The following is an 18853-nucleotide window of genomic DNA, read 5'->3' as shown; positions in this document are numbered from 1 at the left end:
TGGTTATTCTGACAAAGAGATTAGTGGTATGAGTTCAGTAAAAAATCTAAGGAAGTACAGCCTGCCACTACTAAGCAAGTATGTTACAATCCGGATTTCATCACCCATAACATTATACTGGAATAGCTTGCGGATTAAATCGTAATCATTACGTAAAATAAAAAGTACATGGAGGAAAGTGTATGTTAAAGAAATTTGCTGTAGTGTTAAGTCTTTCTGTCCTTATTTTGGGGACGGCTGCATGTGGGAATAGTAATATAACTAGTGATGAAGCTGCTAGTGAATCAAATGAGGAATTGAAGGTATATACTACTGTCTATCCGCTACAATATTTCACTGAAGTAATTGCAGGAGGTGCGGCATCCGTAGAAACCATCCTGCCCCCAGGTTCTGATCCGCATAATTATGAACCGACAACTGACGATATGATGAAAATTGCTGAAGCTGATGCTTTTATATACAATGGATCCGGGTTGGAGCTTTACGCACAAAAAATATCTGAAGCCGTTAAATCCGAGAAGGTGAAATTAGTAGAGGCCTCAACAGGTATTGAATTGACTAATCACTCTCACGATCACAATCACGAAGAAGAAGATGCTCACAAAGATGAACAAGACGGGCATGAACATGGAGATAAGGACCCGCACATCTGGCTTGACCCAATTCGGTCAATAGAGATTGCTGACAATATCAAAGAAACGTTGATTGAGCTTATGCCAGAACAAGAAGATGCATTCAATAAGAACTTTGACGAGCTTAAAGGAAATCTCGAAGAATTAGACCATAAATTTCATAACGAAATTGAGAGTTTACCAGAGAATAAAATTATCGTTTCACATGCTGCTTATGGATACTGGGAGCAGGCGTATGGAATTGAGCAAATTGCCGTTTCCGGTTTAAGCCCTGAAAACGAGCCTTCGCAGAAAGAGCTGCAAAATATTATAGAAACAGCTGAAGAGTATGGATTGCAATATGTACTGTTTGAACAAAATGTAACGCCAAAGGTGGCAGAGGTAGTCAGAAAAGAGATTGGCGCTGAAGCATTACGCATACACAATCTCTCTGTATTAACTGAAGAGGATATCAATAATGAAGAGGATTATTTTACACTCATGCAGATGAACCTGGAGACTCTGTCTGAAGTCCTTTCAACAGCTTCAACCACGTCACCTCATAATGAAAACGGCGACGAACATAACCACAACCATACTCATGACGACGAAGCAGAGAAAATATATAATGGGTACTTTGAAGACAGCCAAGTAAAGGACCGCTCACTTTCTGATTGGGAAGGTGACTGGCAGTCCGTTTATCCGTACCTTCTAGATGGTACCCTTGATGAAGTATTTGAACATAAAGCGGAACATGATGGAGATAAAACAGCCCAAGAATATAAGAAATATTACGAAACAGGATATGAAACAGATGTGGAGCGAATTTTATTTGAGGGCAGCAAAGCAAGTTTCTTTAAAAATGGGAAAGAAAGCTCTGGTGAATATAAATATGACGGGTACGAAATCCTCACCTATAAAGCTGGAAACAGGGGAGTAAGATATATATATAAATCTGTTAAAGAGTCTGAAGGTATTCCCCGTTACATTCAATTCAGTGACCATAGTATCTATCCGACCAAGGCAGGCCACTACCATCTTTATTGGGGAGACGACCGGGAGGCTTTATTGGATGAAGTCACTAACTGGCCAACCTATTATCCGACTGAAATGAGCGGAAAAGAAATAGCAGATGAAATGATGGCTCATTGATCTGCTGTTATAGACATAGAATTGCGCAACGAAAGTACAGTGGTCTTAGCACTGCTGCCTAAAAACCTATAAAAATTCCAAAGCCTTGTACCGATTTCGATTGGTAACAAGGTTTTTTAAATTAGAAAGGTACTTTAAGGGTCCAGTAATGACATAGCTTTTCGTTTCCATTTGGGAATTGAGAGGTTAGTCGTTAGAATTCTGGAAACGAAGAATTGAGCAGGAAAAAAATCTTATCAAAATCTTAACAATTCTAAACTTTTAATTCAATATAAGCGTTTTATTATATAAGCAGAACGTAATATACTGAGAGATTTTAAATATCTTATCTCTTGAGTCTATAAAGTACTTACTTCAATGAATTTAGAAGGATATCATGAATCCGTTATGAAGGCTATAGGGGGGCTTCATAGCATTCTATCAACCGTTTATAGTTTTAAACAATGTTACAATTAAAAGGAGAGAGAAACTAATGACAAAGCCAATTATATATTTTTTGTGCATCGGTAATTCTTGCAGAAGTCAAATGGCCGAGGGTTTTGCAAAGCATTACTTAGGAGACTCATATGAGATCATGAGTGCTGGTATTGAATCGAGAGGTATACATCCCATTGCTATCGAAGTAATGAAAGAAAAAGGTATCGATATCAGCAATCAATCATCTGATTTGGTGTCTGTCAATACAGCAGGAAAAGCCAGTTATGTCATTACATTATGTAAAGATGCAAAAGAGAGATGTCCTGCGATACTCTCTAGAAGCCATCATTACCATTGGGGCTTTGATGATCCTGCAGCCATAACAGGAACAAATTATGAGATACTAGAAGAATTTAGAAGAATCCGTGATGAAATTGAAGAGACCATCGTCCGTTTTGCTAAAGGGGAGAAAGGAGAAGTCATGAACCTGAATAATTTTGATTTCTCCGTGTATAAGAAAAAGCGGAATTTTGGTGAAATCTTCCGTATTTTAAGGGTAGAGAATGGATTCTCAGCAAGTCAGTTGGCTGAACAGCTTAGAGTGACTGAGGATTTTATAATGAACACAGAGCTAAATAGAACCCATCCCTCCAAGTTCTTTATTCATGCCTTGGCAAATGTTTTGCAGAAGAACTATGACGATTTACTGGATGAGTTATATGATGTTGAACACAAAGAGATCTTAAAGCTATTAAAATAAACCATATACTATAGGGAAAAAGCTGAGAAAATCTTCTTGGCTTTTTTTTTAATATTCAGCTGCACCTGGTCTATCAGTTGTTTACTGCCTAAATCAGGGCAGTAAAGAGAAGGGGAAGTTAATTCTTTAAGTGAAGGACTTTGAACAGAATTTGAAAAAACGATTTCTGCCATAGAAACAATGAGAGTGCCATTTACGGGAGGGGGGGCTGATGAAATATAATTTAAACGTGTCAACTTTCAGAGTCGGTCTTAGTGATTAATGAACCAAACTGGAAAATTACCTGAAGACACAGCTGCATAACGAATGCCGCTGTGTCTTTTTGAATTTATTCAGTCAGAAATAGAAACAATTGCTCAGGGCAGACTCAATTTGGCAGTCCTGCCGGCATCCACTGGATAGACTGGGCCTGTAATAAAAACAGCAATCTCCAAGCTCAAACTCTGAAAAGTTCTCCCAAGCTTATTCCAAGGCACGGGATTATATATTGGATGACGAAATAATTCTGGAAGAAACCAACAGGGATAGTAGAATTCAAATGAATAATGTTGAATTCTTAAGAAATAATTGGAGTGAATTATACAAAATGGCAAAGGCTGTAGAAGAAAATGTGGAAACAGTTTGTAATATTTCTTTAATAAAGATTAGAATGTTCGGTGAACAACTAACTAAAAAAATTATTAGCTAAGAAGAAATTAATGACATGAAAATTTCATCACAAGAAGAAAGACTTCCCTTTTTAGGGAGAATGGGAATTATCAGTGATTATAGAGTATAATATGAGGATAGAAAAATACAGCAGAAGGAATGACGCTTGACTATTTTTTAAATGAAAGTCACCAGTCCCTTTTATAGTTGAAATAGATTAAGTTAAATAGTAAGTCAAACTTCTTAACAGGAGGGAAAGATGAAAATTTATGTGGATGCAGATGCCTGCCCAGTGAAGGATATTATTATTTCTGAAGCAGCCAATTTTAAAATTGAGGTTATCCTTGTTTCAAGCTTTTCCCATTTTTCTAATGCAGAACAGCCATCAGGAGTGAGAACCATTTATGTTGATTCTGGAGCAGAAGCTGCAGATTATCGGATTGTGAAGTTAGTGAAGAAAGGAGATATGATAGTGACACAAGATTATGGTCTTGCGTCACTAGGTTTAGCAAAAGGAATAATCGTCCTCCACCATAAAGGGTTTAGATATACAAATGAAAATATTGACCAATTATTACAAACACGTTATTTGAGTGCAATGGCTAGAAAAGGCGGACAGCGGACAAAGGGACCAAAGCCTTTTACAGCAGAAGACCGGGAGCAATTTAGGGATCTTTTTAAACAGGTTATTTCTCGTGAAAATTAGGCTTAACTCAGAGAATCAAAAAGGAGATAAATATTTTGAAGTATTTTAAATCGCAAATGCAACAACTAATTAAGGAAAATAAAGAATTGCATACACGCTTTAAAGAACTGAAGGCTGAGTATGGCCTGGAAAAAAACAATGCCCTCAAGGCCTTGTACCATTCAGAAGTTGCAGATGGAGGAAAGTATCAGATAGCTTACCAAGCACTTGAACATCCAAAAAAATAGACTTTTAAAACTTATTGCCTACTAACCATTCATTTATAAATGCTGGATGGTTAGTAGTGGTGGATTAAGTTAGTGAACAAAATATGAAGTAGGTTGCTACATAGTACAAAACATTATTCACTAAAAAACATTAAGAAACTATATTAAATGAAAAATTGATTAACTTAATTACTTACATGGAAGAGGAGTTCAGAGTGTTTTGGACACTTCTCTTTAATTTGTAGGGTTTTATAGCTATTATTTAACTATTAAAATGGGAAGCAGAACTTCGAGAACGATTTCGAACTCGAGTTCCGCCGGCGGACCGACCGAGGTTTGGCATGATGCTGAAGGGGCTGCTGCTGGAAAAAGTGGCGCACGAGGGAGGGATTCAGATCCTCGAGTAGTATTGATCGCTTATGATCCTGCACTTTAAGGAAGAGAAAAAACTCATGCAGCGCGTGCTGAATTCTATGAATAAAACGTCTAAATAATTATTATTTGGACGTACCAACAAGTCCTATCTCATGAGAATTATCGGAACACACTAGAAAGTTAACCGGAATATTTATTGAGAACATGCTCAAAAATTTCTTCTTATAACGTTTATTATAGGAAGTTTGATCTTTGCCAAAATTTCTATTTCGTCTCAATATTAGTAGTATTCTTTGGTTATGAGACAGAATAACTTCATTTTATATTACTTCCTATAATACATGTTATGTAAACTAAGATGAAATCCAGAGAGACCATAAGTGATTACCACTGAAATCCATAACCTCTTCACTCTTTTTGATTTTTTCCATCACATATCTGTTCCTGTGACATATAAATTCCTTGGTGCATGTCATATTAAATTTATCTCATTATATTTTAATATTTCTAAATAGAATTTCCTTTATAAACTCACAATATTTACTTTCTAACTATGTGGTTTTATTTCATAAATCCATTTAGAATTCTTTCATTTTATCGGATCTCCTGTTAATTAGAAAAAATGTTCACTAAGTTTGGTTTGCAGCGCTTTTCTACATAAAGAATAACTTTCGAACAAGTGTTCTGTAGGGCTAAAAAAGGCACTTTCATCCCTGGATTCGGAGCGAACTCGACTTTACAGCATTCCTTGAGACCAGTACTGCTCTGAATTTTAAGCAAACTGGTCTCTACAGCATTCCTTGAGACCAATTCAGCTCGGAATTTGAAGTGAACTGGTCTCTACAACGTTCCTAGAGACCAATTCGGCTCCGGATTTGAGGGGAACTGGTCTCTACAACGTTCCTAGAGACCGATTCAGCTCGGGATTTGAAGTGAACTGGTCTCTACAGCGTTCTTTAAAAATCACTTGGGTCTGTTGAGTAATCTCATAGTCCAGTCCATACTCACTTCTTGCAATTTGAGACGTAATTAGTCGGTTCAAAGCTGAAAAAAAGCTGCTTAGAGGCAGCTTAATAGTTATTTGGATAATATATGCTGATATTTATGAACTGTCATCCACTGCATGTCCTTTGAAGCATTCGGCACAAAGTCTCCACCTGAAACGATGATCAATTTGTTATACATCTTAATTGAAGTTATTAGTTCCCATTGAGTTTGCTGTGAATCTGCCTTCTGAAGCGATATCTTTTTCTCAGGCTCTAATTGGCCTAGTGTTTCATTAAAAAGGTTTTTACTTTATAAACGTAAGCAGTAAATACAAGAAAAGCTTTTCTTCTAGTTTTTCAGAAGCTTTTTATTCTGAATCTGTCTCAAAGCCCAAGGTATCTTACCGAATAACGGCCGGTTTCTGAATACAGCAAACCCCTGTTTATTTCCTAATTCTAAAAGAATTGGTATATGCAGCTCTTCAATTAACTCACCTTCACCTGTATCCATAAACCCTCTAATATTTGTGAATAATACATCTCCTTGTTTTCTGGAAGTATAAAGCGAGTGAGTAAAAGGTTGATGGTCTTTTATAACTGCACTCTCACCTGCACCGAAGATGAATGGATACTCCTTTACCTGAAGGGTTTTCTCGATAGATAAATAACCGTTTTCTTCGACAGGAAGCTTTGAAAGCTTAAATAGATCCGGTGCTTTTGGTTTCTGTAACCAAAGCAGCTTATCGAAAGGGATTTCTTCTGAATTTATAAAGATTTTATTTTCTTCCATCTTCTTAATGGTTTCCCCTTCAAACAGAATGATCCCGCTTTCCCTGAGTCTATTGGCTATAGCTTCGGAAATGTTCTCTTCCATTTCAGGGACCAGCCTGTTTTCGGCAATGACCGTGACGGGGCTTTGTATATTCTTTTTGGTTCTCCACGCTTGCACAGATGCAGCTATTTCAACAGCAGCAGCATTTTCCCCGATGATGACGGGATTGTCAACTCCGCGGACGGCTTTAACGGCGGTCGTGAATTGATAATTCGGTTTAACCGTATAAATATTTTCAGAAAGAGAAATTTTATCAGTTCCGCTGGTCATTGAACCTATGTTCAACGAGATAATATCAAATTCCAGAATCTCTCCATCTGCGGTCAAAGCCAGCTTCTGTCCGGGATCTATTGAAAGTAGGGCTCCCTCTTTCCATTTGACTCCTGCATCTTCTGCAAGTTTTTCCAAATCCGCTCTGATCCTCTTCTCTGCGTATCTATCCTTAGCATATCCTGGAAATAGTTCAGGAAAGTACTGATAGTTGGATGGTGATATCAAAGTTATGTCAACTTCCTTTAAGGGTTCTTCTTTTAATCTCTTCAGTACCTGGATATGAGAATGGCCTCCTCCGGCCAGTAAAAGCTTTTTCATTATGTACCAACCTTTCTTGTTATGTCGCACTGATAAGTTTACAGGTATTATTGCTTAATAAACAACCGATAATATCTGCGGTGATCACTTGAAAAAACAGCAGCCCTCTTCAGGCTGCTGTTTTTGTGTTATTTCTTCTTATTCATCATCTTCTGTATTTCATTCATATCCTTAGGGACTTTCCCGCTAGTGATCGCCTTGACGAGCATCTCTTCTTTTTCTCTTGAAACCGGCTTGCCTGCCAGAGATGAGACTTTTTTAATCATCGTTCTGACTTGTTTTTCATCTTTGAAGTTTGTGTTTTGGAATGACTGAGCAAGCTTCATGATGTCGTCCATTTTGACACCTGTCTTCTTTTCAAAGTTTCCGAACATAGTGGTCCTCCTCCCAAAGAGTTTCTCGATGTATCTTATGTATAAGGAGTATGCCTTGTATCAACTGACGTCCCGGGTATTGAAAATTTAAGATTTTTATAGGCTGCCGAACAAGCCGTGAAGGGATTGTCTGCATAGTCTGTAGCATGAGAAAAAAAGGAGGAAATGAGATGTATCCGCCTGAAAGAATCCGCAGGAAATCCAAGGGGTTCTGTGTTTTTCCTGGTTACCGTTATTGCGGTCCAGGGTGCAGCGGACCTGGTGCTCCTGTAAATGCGGTTGATGCCGCCTGCAAGGCTCATGATGAATGTTATAGAAGATACGGTCCCTCCTGCCGCTGCGATCAGTTATTTATGGAGAGGCTGCAGGCCAGAATGCATATGAATACTCCTGAAGCACGCCATGCAAGGCTTATGCATGGCTATATGAAGCTTAAAACAATGTTTTCTTGCTGAAAAAAAGAACCGGATCCCCTTGTGGAGAACCGGTTCTTTCTTTGTTTTAATTAGTCTGTGAAATGCTTTCTTGCTGCCAGGCACTTTCTAATTGCTTGTGATAATCAAACTGTTTGTTCTTCCCTTGTATTCTTCCAAAAAGAAAGATGACCACTCCGACTGCAGACCAGATCAGTAACAGCTTGAAGACGGAGAAAATCAGGGTGTAGCTGAAGAATACCAGAACACTTAAAGAAAAGACTCCGCAGCAGATTATCAAAGGCAGCTTTGGTTTAATCAATGCACTTTGGAATAATGCCGGCCTGACGAACGGCAATGCCATCATCGCAATGGCATGGCCGATGTACATCAGGAACATTCCCTGCAATGACACGTTTAAGAGGTAATCCAGTGTTCTTGTCCATATAAGGCCCAGGACAATGATTGTGTTGATTGTAATCGCTATATGAGGTGTGTTAAAGCGTTTATTTACTTTGGCAATTCCAACCGGGATCACCCGGTCTTCCGCAAAGGCGAATAGAATCCTTGAAACGACCATTACCAAGGAATTCAGCGTTGTCGCAAAGGCCATTATGATGCCGACCATGACAATCCATTTTCCCCCTGCAGGCAGGTATACTGAAGCAACATCAAACATGGCGCTTTGAGATTGAGCGAGCTGGTCATATGGAATAACACCAAATGCTACGATGGAAATCAAGAAATAAATGATGACTGTTGCGAATGAACCTATCAGCATCGTTCTTGGCATGGCTTTCTGCGGATCCTTCATTTCCCCGCCGGCTTGAGCCAGCTGCTCGAAACCAAAGTAAGCAAAGAACAGGGATGGGAGGATGGCTATAAACCCGCTCACTCCATTTGGCAGCATAGGTGAAAAGTTTTCCGTTTCAATAAAGAATACTCCAGGTACTACCAGGACAAGGATGGCGATGAAAAGTACGGCCGACATGACAAGCTGTACAACACCGAACCATTTAACCCCTACAATATTCAAAAGGTAAAATACAAGCAGCAAAACGGTTGCTAAGATGGCGGTGTTACCTGCTCCTATTACACTTGAAAGGTAGTCGCCGAATGAAATCGCCATGATGGCCATTACGCCGAGCAAAGCGATGTACTGAAACCACATGAATAGGAATCCGGCAAAGTAGTTATTGAAGGTACGGCTGATATGAACATAAGCGCCACCGGGACTGTTTCCAAGCGGAGTGCTCATAAAGATCAAGTAAGCGAGTGCTGAACACAATAGTACTGGTAATAGTACTACATAGCCAAAAGGCACTGAAGGACCAGCCTGTGCTCCCGCTTCACCTGTTACTACAAATATTCCGGAACCGACCATGCCGCCGATCATCAAAGCGTAACCGTGCCATTTTCCTAATTCTCGTTTTAATCCATTTTTCATGATGGTTCACCTTCGCTTTCTGTTAAAGTTGTTAAAATGTCTTTCAGTGGTTTCTTGCTTATATTCGGCACCTGACACTGGTCAGCTGGATATCCGACTGGAATCACTACAATGGGCACTTCGTTTTTTGGCCTATGGAGAAGGTCCCTCAGGAACACCATCGGACTCGGTGTATGGGTCAGCATACAAAGATTGGCATGATGGATGGCACTCATCAGGATGCCGGTATTGACAGCTGAGGAAACAATCGGCCGGTTTTTGTCACAAGCCAATGAATCTTGACCCATATCGTTAGTAATTTTAAACCCAATGATAAGATAGGGTGCATCTGTCAAATGGGCTTTTTTCCAGTTTGTACCGAGCGGCTTCAGTACATCTCTCCAGTCATTAGTGATTTTCTCTTCATAAAATTTCTTTTCCTCTTCTTCCGCCTTATCCCTGATCAATGCTTTCGTCTCCTCATTGGATATAACCGCAAACCTATAGGAATCAGAGAAAGGACTGGAGTACAGTGCCCGGAATGCCTTTGTTAGAAGAGGAGCGGGAATCTCTTCTTGAGAAAAGTCCCTTACATTCCGACGCTTTTTAATTCTGTCATAGTAATCTGCTGAGGAAAGAGTTGGACCAGGTTCATGGGATGGCTCTGCTGACATCTCGAATTTTCCAGACCCTATTTCAAAATCAAAGGATACGAAATCTTGCAGATTATGAAGCTTTTTATCTTCCCATTCGTCTGCTATCCCTATGGAAAATACCATAAAGGGTTCTTCATTTTCAGGACGTTGGAGAATGGATGACAATGATTTGACGGGTTTGTGCAAGTTATAATGAAGACCCGCTTGATTTAAGGCTGTTATGAAGAAACCTCCGCAAATCCCAACGGATTCATTTGGGTAATAGTGCTTTACCTTAACGGTCTTCCCAGAATCATCCTTCTCCTGTCCATACTTCTGTTTTAGCAAGACAACAATATAGGGTGCTTGTTCCAGTGTTCGGGTTTCACTCCTGACTTCGTTTATTATCTGAGTTTTTACTTTAGGCTCAGAAACCAATACAAACGACCAGGGCTGCTGATTGGCACCTGATGGAGAGGTACCTGCTGCCTTTATAGCATTTTTAATAATCTCTATAGGTATTTCTGAATTTGAGAATGACTTAACTTCTCTTCTAAAGTGAAGCCGGCTTAAGAAGTCATCTAAGCCTGCGTATTGTTCTACTCCACTCATTCTGTGAAATTTTAATGGAATTTTCTCTTTTTCTGCTGCCATATTCCTGCCTCCTTTTAAAAAAGAATACAAAAAAGCCCTTCACCCATAAGGGACGAAGGAGCTCCGCGTTACCACCCTTGTTGTTGGAAAAGACATATCTATCTTTTCCAGCCACTTCATTGAGTGACAGTAAAACGTCCGGTGTAATTCACCTGTAAGCTGCCTGAACTTTCACCAACCATTCAGTCTCTGCTGCTGCTAACTTACCTGCTACTGCTTCCGTACACTGTCATTTATGTAATTGAATTTTCAATAACTTTTTCGCTTTAACGCTTCTACGCTTTTATGCTTTTATGCGATAAAGTATATATAGACTATACAAGGTCTCCGCCTGAAACGTCAAGTAAAAATTCAATAAAAATTGCAGGATTATAAGATTTTTTTTCACCACATGCTTTGCATCTTTTGAAGTTTTATAAATTTTTTATACTTATTTTGATCCATTTCCGTGGTTGCTCCAAAGGTAAAATCATTGTATGTGCTGCATTCTGCTTTAACTGGTTCGTCTCAACCCTGCAAATAGAAACCACCAGCACACGGCTGGTGGTTTCTTTAATACTATATTTTTTTAGACATAATGACATTGGTGACTTCGTAGTCTAACATTTCGTATAGATTCCTAGCTTTGCGATTATGGCCGAAAACATGAAGATCTATTTTACTGAAGCCCAAATCTTTTGCCACTTTCTCTATCTCCAGCATTGCCTGCTTGCCATAGCCTTTACCCTGTTGATCCGGATCAATATAGATATCATAAATATATCCTGTATCTTCTGCAATTTTGGCAATCCAGATAGAGCCTACAGATTTTTCATCTTTCCAGATGGTAAACATACGGTTATCGATAGAATTCTCCCTCTCAGGAAGAAGCCGCTGAAAATCACTTTTGGAATTTTCAAGTGCTTCTTCCTCTGTCCAATTTCCCGCTTCTGTTTTTTGTTCTGCATAGTTTTTAACAGACCTCTCCAAGAACTGTTCGAATTCCTCAGAGGTCATTGGTACTAGTCTGATCATTGTGTTCCTCCTGCCGGCTTATTTCACGATTCCAAAGACAAGTCCATCGTATCCTTTACTGCCGACCGTCTGGATACCAGTACTGTCTATTCGGGAATCTTCTGATAAAAGCTCGAACATCTCTCTTGTGCCAGTGATGTTCGGATCCTCACTTTCCTCCTCGACAATGTTCCCTTTTCGTACGACATTGTCTACAATAATCACTGTCCCGGGTCTGGAAAGCTTCATAGCCCATTGAAAATAATGAGGATTATTGGATTTATCGGCGTCAATGAAGATAAAATCGAAATGATCATAACCTTTATCCTGCAGTGTCGGCAGTGTATCCAATGCAGGTCCTGTCAATATATTCACCTTGTTTTCCAATCCCGCCAATCTGATGTTATCGTTGGCGACAGCAGCGTGTTTCTCGCTGAATTCTAATGAAAGCAGCTCGCCGTCTTCAGGAAGTGCCCTCGCCATCCAGACACTGCTGTAGCCGCCCAAGGTCCCAATCTCTAAAATCCTTCTGGGACCTTTAAGTTTTACAAGTAAGTGGAGAAATTTCCCCTGATTCGGTGATACATCAATCGAAGGCAGTCCCTCTTCACGATTTCTTTGTAAAATTGATTCCATTAAGGTATCAGTACCATGCAGTTTTCCGCTGAAATATTCATCGACTGCACTCCATCTTTCTGTTAATTGCATAAGAATCCCTCCCGTAAGTAAATTCTCCAAAAGCGGAAGGATTCCTTTTTCTTTTTGCGATTGTTTTTTATTCTCAAGAAAAGCCGCCTTTTTAGAGAAAGACGGCTGGCTGTTCATAGGCTTTTTTCAAGAATCTCATTATTGATGGAAGATAAAAATTGATCCAGGGAGACTTCGTTTGTTTCATTACTTTGGTATCTCCGCACATTCACAGTTTCTTTTTGAGCTTCTTTATCTCCGATGACCAGAATGCAAGGAATCTTTTTCATTTGAGCCTCTCTCATTTTGTAACCGATCTTTTCATCCCGGGAATCCAGTTCTACTCGAACGCCTTCTTGTTTCAACCTGCTGAAGACCTTAGCAGCATATTCTTGATGATGTTTGTTAGAAACCGGAATTACCTTGACTTGCACTGGTGCCAGCCAAACTGGGAACGCTCCTGCGAAATGTTCGATAAGAATGCCGAGGAAGCGGTCTATGGAACCGAAGACCGCGCGATGGATGACAACCGGTCTGACTTTTTCATTATGCTCATCGATATAGTGCAAATCAAATTTCTCAGGCATTTGGAAATCCAACTGAACAGTGGCACACTGATGGCTTCTTTTTAGGGCATCCTTGATATGGATGTCGATCTTAGGTCCATAGAAGGCACCATCTCCCTCATTGATAGAGTAATTATATCCCAGGACATTCAGGACATTTTTGAGAGAATCTTCAGCTTTATCCCAGAGAGCTTCTTCTCCCATGTAATCTTCCGGACGAGTAGAAAGTTCAATACTGTATTCAAAACCGAATGTTTTGTATACATAGTCTATCAGTTTCAAGGCTGAAGTAATTTCTTCTTCTATTTGCTGAGGTGTCACAAATATGTGAGCATCATCCTGGCAGAATGTCCTTACCCGCAGCATTCCGTTCAATGCACCGCTGAATTCATGGCGGTGTACTTGCCCGAACTCTGCCATCCGAATAGGCAGATCTCTGTAGGAATGTAATTTATCTTTATAGATCAGCATATGACCTGGGCAATTCATCGGCTTCAGGGCGAAATTCTGGTCATCAACTTTTGAGAAATACATATTGTCCTTGTAATGATCCCAATGCCCTGATTGTTCCCAGAGTTTTCGGTTCATCATAATCGGTGTCTGAACTTCCTCATAGTCAAAAGAATGTTGAAGCTGCCTTAGAAAAAACTGAAGTTCATTTCGGATTTTTTGTCCATTATTCAAGTAAAACGGCATACCCGGTGCCTCCTCGGAGAACATGAAGAGCTCCAGCTCACTGCCGAGCTTGCGGTGATTCCGTTTCTGGGCTTCTTTTTGAAAATGAAAGTATTCTTCCATCTCTTCTCTAGACGTGAATGCGACTCCGTAAATTCGCTGAAGTACTTTGTTATTGCTGTCTCCTCGCCAGTATGCACCCGAAACATGAGTCAATTTAAAATGTTTTATTGCACCAGTCGAAGGCAAATGAGGCCCCCTGCATAGATCTATAAATTCACCTTGCTTGTAGACAGTGATTTCTTCTCCAGAAGGAATCTCTTCTAGCAGTTCTAATTTTAATGGGTCTTTAGAAAACAAGTCCCTCGCTTCTTCTCTTGAAACTTCTTTCCGGAGAATAGGATGATTTTCAGCGATGAGTGTTTTCATTTCCTTCTCAATTTTTTCTAAATCTGACTGAGAAATAGTGTGATCCAGTTCTACATCATAATAGAAGCCATTTTCAATTACTGGACCAACACCTAAATGTAAATGTCCATGAAGTCTTTTGAGTGCTTGAGCCATTAAGTGAGCTGCGCTGTGTCTGATCAATTTGATCCCCTCAGCTGAAGCTAAACTCAGCAACTCTATCCGAGCATCTTCATCAATGGGACGATTTAAATCATACAGATCACCATTCACCTTGCCTGCTGCTGATTTTTTCTTCAAGCTGGGGCTGATCGATTGCGCTATCTCGGATAATGATATTCCCGCGGGGAAACTTTTTTTCTGTCCATCTGGAAACGTGATGAGTATTTCACTTTCACTCATATCTTCTCCACTCCTTTTATATGAAAAATAAAAAAAACACACCCATCCCTCAAAAAGGGACGAGTGTGTGTTGACCCGCGGTTCCACCCAGCTTCCCGCCAGAAAAACTGACGGCTTCATTCATGCTTTATCGCAGCATCTGCGGCATTGATTACTTCCATGTTCACCAATGCGGCTCAAAGGCGGTAAGTGTTTTCATCTGCGTTAGGAAGTTTTCAGCCTTGCCTTCCCTCTCTGTAAACCGTTTTGAAAAAACTCGTGTCCTTATCATCGCTATGCTTATTTATTTTGAAAACAAAAAACACACGCATCCCTAAATAGGGACGAGTGTGTTTTGGACCCGTGGTTCCACCCAGCTTCCCGCCAAAAATTTGACGGCTTATGGTGCTTTATCGCAGCAATACGGTATTGAATACTTAAGTTCCTCAATACAACTCCAAGGCGGTAAGTTTCCCCTTCAGCATTAGGAAGTTTTCAGCCATGCCTTCCCTCTCTGTGAACCGGTCAAGAAAAACTCGTGTCCTTATCGACGTTTCATATAAATTTAAATTAATATATCGCAACTTTTGCGAGAAGTCAACTTAAAATCGTAAAAAAAGTCTGATTTTTTTAGAAAAGCGTCTCTTACATCTTCTATATTAAAAGCATAATTCTAAATGCTGCTGGTTACAGTGGATAATTCATCTGAGGTTACAGCCACTTGTTGGACCGCCCCACTGATGTCCTGGAAAATCTCCGTCAAGTCTGACATTTCCCTGGCGATCTGCAAGTTTTGTTGTTTAACTTGTACCATGGAAGAGAGAATGTTGTCAAAGAATGCATTGGCTTCTTTTGTTTCAAGAGCACCGGATTGAATTCCATCCTTAATTTCAGTAAGTGTCAAGGACATAGTCTTCGATGAAGTATTAATTTCATTGATGAGGTTACCTACTTGAGAAACAGCTTCTTTCGTATTTTCGGCTAGTTTTCTAACCTCTCCAGCTACCACAGCAAAACCTTTTCCGTTTTCTCCGGCTCGGGCTGCTTCAATGGCAGCGTTCAGGGCAAGAAGATTGGTTTGGTCGGCAATAGATGTCACCATTACAGCAATCTGTTCTATCTTCTTTGAAGAAGTCATCAGCTGTGCCATATCATTAGAGATTTTGTTCATATTACCATCTGCCTCTGTCATGACGGCTTCAAGTTTTTTTAATTTATTCTTACCCTCATTCGATTGTTCCTCGGTTTCTATGGCAATTTTGGAACCAAGTTGTGTCACACTCTCAATGTCCCTGGATTTATGAACAATTTCCTGGATGGCTGAACTCGTTTCCTCACTGATAGCCGCTAGTTCTTCAGCATTCCGGTTCACGTTTTGGATCATAGTACTCTTAACATTCTCTGCCTCCAACCGGATGCGGTCGTTTTCCTTCTCATACGCTTCTAAGACGATTTGCTGTTCGAGGTTTAAAATTCTGGAGACAGCAAGATTATACCTCTTGTATTCCTCAAAGCTGCAATCTTTTCTGTCAATTATTTTCAGAAGAGATTGGTATAAGCCTTGAAAGGCGCACATATACCATTTTGGCTCTAGACCGATTCTGACATGAACATGAGCAATGACAAACCTCTTTTCAATGAAGTCGTTGTCAATCACCCCATTAAACATTTCATCGATATGGCGGTGCAGTGTTTTCTTAAGCCTGTCGATTGAACTATTATCATTTATGATGTGGAGAAGACTTTCTTCATTGCTGAGGTTTTTATAAAATTGATCAACAATGTCATCCAAATTTTCTCTGACAGAAGGCTGAAGACTTTTTATATAGTATAAATCTTCTTCAGACATTCCGATCATTTTTAATTGATTGAGATAGCTGGAAGAGTCCAGTTCAATCAGGACTTGGTCTTTTATATTTTCTGCTGTCATGCTGTTTTTTTCTGTTTTCTTTGATCCTTTAAATAACCCCATTTTCATACTCGCAACCCCTGTTCATTGTACATAATTTAACTTTCATAATATCTATCTAGCTATAGTATCGGTCATTTTATAAAATACTGAAGAGCTTATAGGATTTAAAAATACAGAACAGGTGAACTAAGGTGAGAGTTGATAAAACGGTTAGTTTAGGGAGGACGATTAGATGAACAATAAGAGGATATCAAAAAAACAGGTCCAGTGTGAGTCACTGGACCTGTTTGGAACTGAGAAACCTTTGGACTTCAGGTCCGCTAACAAGTGGGTTTCTGGGTTATTGCTTTTGTATCAGTGGCTCCCCTGAAACAATATGCCAGTGGAGATGCTTTGAATCCTGATACTTCCCAAGATTTGTTATCACCTTGCAGGATTTGTGCTCATCCAAAACCTGGGCAGCTATTTCTTTAATGACAATCATCAGTTCCAGCAGTATAGAGTGGTCATTTTCTTCTATTTCAGTCAAAGATGCTATATGTTTTTTAGGTATGGCTACTATATGTACCGGATAAAAAGGCTTGGTATGATGATAAGCCAGCACATCTTCCGTTTCAGCCACTTTCTCTACTGGCGTTCTGCCGCTTAATACTTCCTCACAATAAAAATCAGATATCACTTTTATCACCTTTGCTTCTTCATTGGTATTTTTTTGATCTGACCAGAAGGAGTCCTGTCCCGCTTAGCACCATGATTATCATTAGAATCAGTATATCCAAGCTGTAAAAAGATACAAGCTCATGGGATGAACGGGTGACATCTAAAAGTCTAATAGTTACTCCGATAAGAGTGGAAACCAGCATTAAAAGAAATACAGTTCTTTTTTGATCGGCAGTCATAGTCATTCCCTCCTTAAAATTTCCTACTTGTTAGACGAGGGAGAGCAAACAATGGTTTCCGAATGAGCTGAGTTTTTATAGAATTATTTTTCTTGCCTCTTGTATTACCGTTATTAAATTCCTAACTGAAGATTTAGGATCCCTGCTGCTGCTTAGACAGGATATGACTGCGACCCCATCCGCACCTGCATGGAGAACTTCAGCAGCATTATTGGCGTTTATCCCTCCGATGCCCACGATCGGAAGCTGAATTCCATATGTCTTCAGCTCTTCTATAAGAATCGGACCGCTGACCGGCCTGGTATCATTCTTTGTCATTGTCGGATACATAGGGCCGACACCTAAATAATCGGCTCCTGCTTTGATTGCTGCATTTGCTTCAGTAAGGGAATGTGCAGAAATGCCGAGTATCTTGCTGCTGCCCATCCGTTTTCGTATCTCCTCAGCATCACCGTCTTCCTGCCCGATATGAACTCCGTCCGCTTCTATTTCGAGAGCTAGATCAATATTGTCATTGACGATATAGGGGACTTTATGTTCCTTGCAGATGGCGTGTAAATCAGCGGCGAGATTTACTGCTTCTGTTCCCGTTAAGCAGTTTTCGCCTTTCTCGCGGAACTGAAACATCGTTACTCCAGACGAAAGTGCATCTCTAAGAACTTTTCTGGGATCATCTGTACAATTAGTACTTCCCATTACAAAATAACATGACAACGAATCTCTAAGCGTCAAGAGCAGCCACCTCCTTGCTGTTATAGGCCCAGTGATTGGTGGGTCCATGCCCCTCACCTATGTGAAGATCCTGCTCGATGGCAGCCTGTATGAACCCTTTCGCTGTATGAATAGAATCGGCAAGTGATTTACCTTTTGCAAGCTCAGCCGTGAGTGCCGCTGAAAATGTACAGCCTGTTCCGTGGGTGTTTTTTGTTCTTATTCTTGGCCCGGAATAGAGGGAGAATCGGGTTCCATCATAGAAAAGGTCGGACGCAGCTTCAGTTGCATCATGGCCTCCTTTAATGACCACAGACGCCGCACCCAAGTTCAAGATTGCTTCAGCCGCCTCTTTGCGTTTTTTCATAGTGTCAATTTTCATGCCGGTTATGACTTCTGCTTCAGGTATATTGGGGGTGACGACTGTACTAAGCGGAATCAGTTGTTTTCTTAGAGCTTCCACCGCCTCTTCTTGTAAAAGAGATGAGCCTCCTTTGGCCACCATGACTGGATCGACTACGAGATTGCCCCATTGATACAGTTTAATAGATTCGGCAACAAGCTTGATCACATCACTATTGAACAGCATGCCTGTTTTGACAGCTTGCGGAGAAAGATCTTCAGCTATGGATGCAAGCTGCTGCTGGATGCCGTTCAGAGTTATTGGGAATACACCTTGTACACCAAGCGTATTTTGTGCTGTTACAGCAGTGATGGCTGACATGCCATATACCTTCAACTCCTGAAAGGTTTTGATGTCTGCCTGGATGCCGGCTCCTCCGCCGCTGTCGGACCCAGCGATTGTTAATGCTTTAACAGTCTCCATGAACATCCT

General features: G+C 40.2%; 18 protein-coding genes, 1 pseudogene and 1 other annotated feature. Of the genes and pseudogenes, 7 read left to right on the top strand and 12 right to left on the bottom strand.

What is annotated here, in order from left to right; all coding sequences use genetic code 11:
* The first annotated feature begins 182 nt into the window (after positions 1–182).
* From FZC79_RS12205 to FZC79_RS12185, 6 genes and pseudogenes are all read left to right on the top strand, one after another.
* The gene (locus tag FZC79_RS12205) at positions 183–1763 is read left to right on the top strand and encodes a metal ABC transporter solute-binding protein, Zn/Mn family (protein ID WP_148947070.1); all 1581 of its coding nucleotides are present in this window, start codon (positions 183–185) and stop codon (positions 1761–1763) included.
* 472 nt (positions 1764–2235) lie between these two features.
* Positions 2236–2658: pseudogene (gene arsC, locus FZC79_RS24065) on the top strand (arsenate reductase (thioredoxin)); the annotation flags it as partial.
* Positions 2659–2661: 3 nt separating this feature from the next.
* Positions 2662–2940 (top strand): helix-turn-helix domain-containing protein, encoded by a 279-nt coding sequence (locus tag FZC79_RS24060; protein WP_426888276.1) that lies wholly within the window; start codon positions 2662–2664, stop codon positions 2938–2940.
* A gap of 487 nt (positions 2941–3427) precedes the next feature.
* A complete protein-coding gene (locus FZC79_RS12195) occupies positions 3428–3628 on the top strand; it encodes a hypothetical protein (RefSeq protein WP_148947068.1) in 201 nt (66 codons plus the stop codon).
* 219 nt (positions 3629–3847) lie between these two features.
* Positions 3848–4294, top strand: coding sequence for a YaiI/YqxD family protein (locus FZC79_RS12190; RefSeq protein ID WP_148947067.1), 447 nt, complete (start codon positions 3848–3850; stop codon positions 4292–4294).
* Between the two features lie 35 nt (positions 4295–4329).
* On the top strand, positions 4330–4521 hold the full coding sequence (locus FZC79_RS12185) for a hypothetical protein (RefSeq protein WP_148938861.1): 192 nt from the start codon (positions 4330–4332) through the stop codon (positions 4519–4521).
* Positions 4522–6210: 1689 nt separating this feature from the next.
* Here FZC79_RS12185 and FZC79_RS12180 read toward each other — a convergent pair.
* Together FZC79_RS12180 and FZC79_RS12175 are read right to left on the bottom strand one after the other, a co-directional pair.
* The gene (locus FZC79_RS12180) at positions 6211–7284 is read right to left on the bottom strand and encodes an NAD(P)/FAD-dependent oxidoreductase (RefSeq protein WP_148947066.1); all 1074 of its coding nucleotides are present in this window, start codon (positions 7282–7284) and stop codon (positions 6211–6213) included.
* A gap of 128 nt (positions 7285–7412) precedes the next feature.
* Positions 7413–7658: a stage VI sporulation protein F gene (locus FZC79_RS12175; RefSeq protein WP_148942111.1), complete on the bottom strand. Its 246-nt coding sequence runs from the start codon at positions 7656–7658 to the stop codon at positions 7413–7415.
* Between the two features lie 170 nt (positions 7659–7828).
* On the opposite strand from FZC79_RS12175, the gene FZC79_RS12170 reads away from it, so the two are divergent.
* The gene (locus FZC79_RS12170; protein WP_148947065.1) at positions 7829–8113 is read left to right on the top strand and encodes a phospholipase; all 285 of its coding nucleotides are present in this window, start codon (positions 7829–7831) and stop codon (positions 8111–8113) included.
* Positions 8114–8159: 46 nt separating this feature from the next.
* Here the strand turns inward: FZC79_RS12170 and FZC79_RS12165 are convergent, their stop codons facing one another.
* From FZC79_RS12165 to thiD, 10 genes are all read right to left on the bottom strand, one after another.
* Positions 8160–9518 carry an APC family permease gene (locus FZC79_RS12165; RefSeq protein ID WP_148947064.1) on the bottom strand — a complete coding sequence of 453 codons (1359 nt, stop codon included), beginning with the start codon at positions 9516–9518 and terminating at the stop codon, positions 8160–8162.
* Positions 9515–10786 carry a nitroreductase family protein gene (locus tag FZC79_RS12160; RefSeq protein WP_148947063.1) on the bottom strand — a complete coding sequence of 424 codons (1272 nt, stop codon included), beginning with the start codon at positions 10784–10786 and terminating at the stop codon, positions 9515–9517. The genes FZC79_RS12165 and FZC79_RS12160 overlap by 4 nt, the downstream gene beginning before the upstream one ends.
* 558 nt (positions 10787–11344) lie before the next feature.
* On the bottom strand, positions 11345–11800 hold the full coding sequence (locus FZC79_RS12155) for a GNAT family N-acetyltransferase (protein ID WP_148947062.1): 456 nt from the start codon (positions 11798–11800) through the stop codon (positions 11345–11347).
* A gap of 18 nt (positions 11801–11818) precedes the next feature.
* Positions 11819–12487 (bottom strand): O-methyltransferase, encoded by a 669-nt coding sequence (locus FZC79_RS12150; RefSeq protein WP_148947061.1) that lies wholly within the window; start codon positions 12485–12487, stop codon positions 11819–11821.
* Positions 12488–12600: 113 nt separating this feature from the next.
* Positions 12601–14517, bottom strand: a complete 1917-nt coding sequence (gene thrS / locus FZC79_RS12145) for a threonine--tRNA ligase (protein WP_148947060.1) — start codon at positions 14515–14517, stop codon at positions 12601–12603.
* A gap of 52 nt (positions 14518–14569) precedes the next feature.
* Positions 14570–14797, bottom strand: a binding site (T-box leader).
* A 372-nt stretch (positions 14798–15169) separates the two neighbouring features.
* On the bottom strand, positions 15170–16474 hold the full coding sequence (locus tag FZC79_RS23855) for a globin-coupled sensor protein (protein WP_148947059.1): 1305 nt from the start codon (positions 16472–16474) through the stop codon (positions 15170–15172).
* Positions 16475–16748: 274 nt separating this feature from the next.
* On the bottom strand, positions 16749–17087 hold the full coding sequence (locus FZC79_RS12135) for an HIT domain-containing protein (RefSeq protein WP_148947058.1): 339 nt from the start codon (positions 17085–17087) through the stop codon (positions 16749–16751).
* 19 nt (positions 17088–17106) lie between these two features.
* The gene (locus FZC79_RS12130) at positions 17107–17307 is read right to left on the bottom strand and encodes a hypothetical protein (protein WP_148947057.1); all 201 of its coding nucleotides are present in this window, start codon (positions 17305–17307) and stop codon (positions 17107–17109) included.
* 75 nt (positions 17308–17382) lie between these two features.
* Positions 17383–18039 (bottom strand): thiamine phosphate synthase, encoded by a 657-nt coding sequence (thiE, locus tag FZC79_RS12125; RefSeq protein ID WP_353733609.1) that lies wholly within the window; start codon positions 18037–18039, stop codon positions 17383–17385.
* Entirely contained in the window at positions 18029–18844 is an 816-nt protein-coding gene (thiD, locus tag FZC79_RS12120) for a bifunctional hydroxymethylpyrimidine kinase/phosphomethylpyrimidine kinase (RefSeq protein ID WP_148947055.1), read from the bottom strand. Before thiD ends, thiE begins: the two co-directional genes overlap by 11 nt.
* Positions 18845–18853 lie beyond the last annotated feature (9 nt).

It is taken from the genome of Rossellomorea vietnamensis (genome assembly GCF_008180615.1).
Taxonomy (GTDB): Bacteria; Bacillota; Bacilli; order Bacillales; family Bacillaceae_B; genus Rossellomorea; species Rossellomorea vietnamensis_D.
The sequence above is the reverse complement of the archived record's forward strand: the minus strand, read 5'-3'. Positions and strand labels throughout refer to the sequence as shown.

Excerpts from the sequence above, each read along its gene's own strand:
- thiD (WP_148947055.1), bottom strand. The coding sequence starts at position 18,844 with ATGGAGACTGTTAAAGCATTAACAATCGCTGGGTCCGACAGCGGCGGA.
- FZC79_RS12205 (WP_148947070.1), top strand. The coding sequence starts at position 183 with ATGTTAAAGAAATTTGCTGTAGTGTTAAGTCTTTCTGTCCTTATTTTG.
- FZC79_RS12150 (WP_148947061.1), bottom strand. The coding sequence starts at position 12,487 with ATGCAATTAACAGAAAGATGGAGTGCAGTCGATGAATATTTCAGCGGA.
- FZC79_RS24060 (WP_426888276.1), top strand. The coding sequence starts at position 2,662 with ATGAACCTGAATAATTTTGATTTCTCCGTGTATAAGAAAAAGCGGAAT.
- FZC79_RS12175 (WP_148942111.1), bottom strand. The coding sequence starts at position 7,658 with ATGTTCGGAAACTTTGAAAAGAAGACAGGTGTCAAAATGGACGACATC.
- FZC79_RS23855 (WP_148947059.1), bottom strand. The coding sequence starts at position 16,474 with ATGAAAATGGGGTTATTTAAAGGATCAAAGAAAACAGAAAAAAACAGC.
- thrS (WP_148947060.1), bottom strand. The coding sequence starts at position 14,517 with ATGAGTGAAAGTGAAATACTCATCACGTTTCCAGATGGACAGAAAAAA.
- FZC79_RS12155 (WP_148947062.1), bottom strand. The coding sequence starts at position 11,800 with ATGATCAGACTAGTACCAATGACCTCTGAGGAATTCGAACAGTTCTTG.
- FZC79_RS12165 (WP_148947064.1), bottom strand. The coding sequence starts at position 9,518 with ATGAAAAATGGATTAAAACGAGAATTAGGAAAATGGCACGGTTACGCT.
- FZC79_RS12130 (WP_148947057.1), bottom strand. The coding sequence starts at position 17,307 with ATGACTGCCGATCAAAAAAGAACTGTATTTCTTTTAATGCTGGTTTCC.
- FZC79_RS12180 (WP_148947066.1), bottom strand. The coding sequence starts at position 7,284 with ATGAAAAAGCTTTTACTGGCCGGAGGAGGCCATTCTCATATCCAGGTA.
- FZC79_RS12190 (WP_148947067.1), top strand. The coding sequence starts at position 3,848 with ATGAAAATTTATGTGGATGCAGATGCCTGCCCAGTGAAGGATATTATT.
- FZC79_RS12170 (WP_148947065.1), top strand. The coding sequence starts at position 7,829 with ATGTATCCGCCTGAAAGAATCCGCAGGAAATCCAAGGGGTTCTGTGTT.
- FZC79_RS12160 (WP_148947063.1), bottom strand. The coding sequence starts at position 10,786 with ATGGCAGCAGAAAAAGAGAAAATTCCATTAAAATTTCACAGAATGAGT.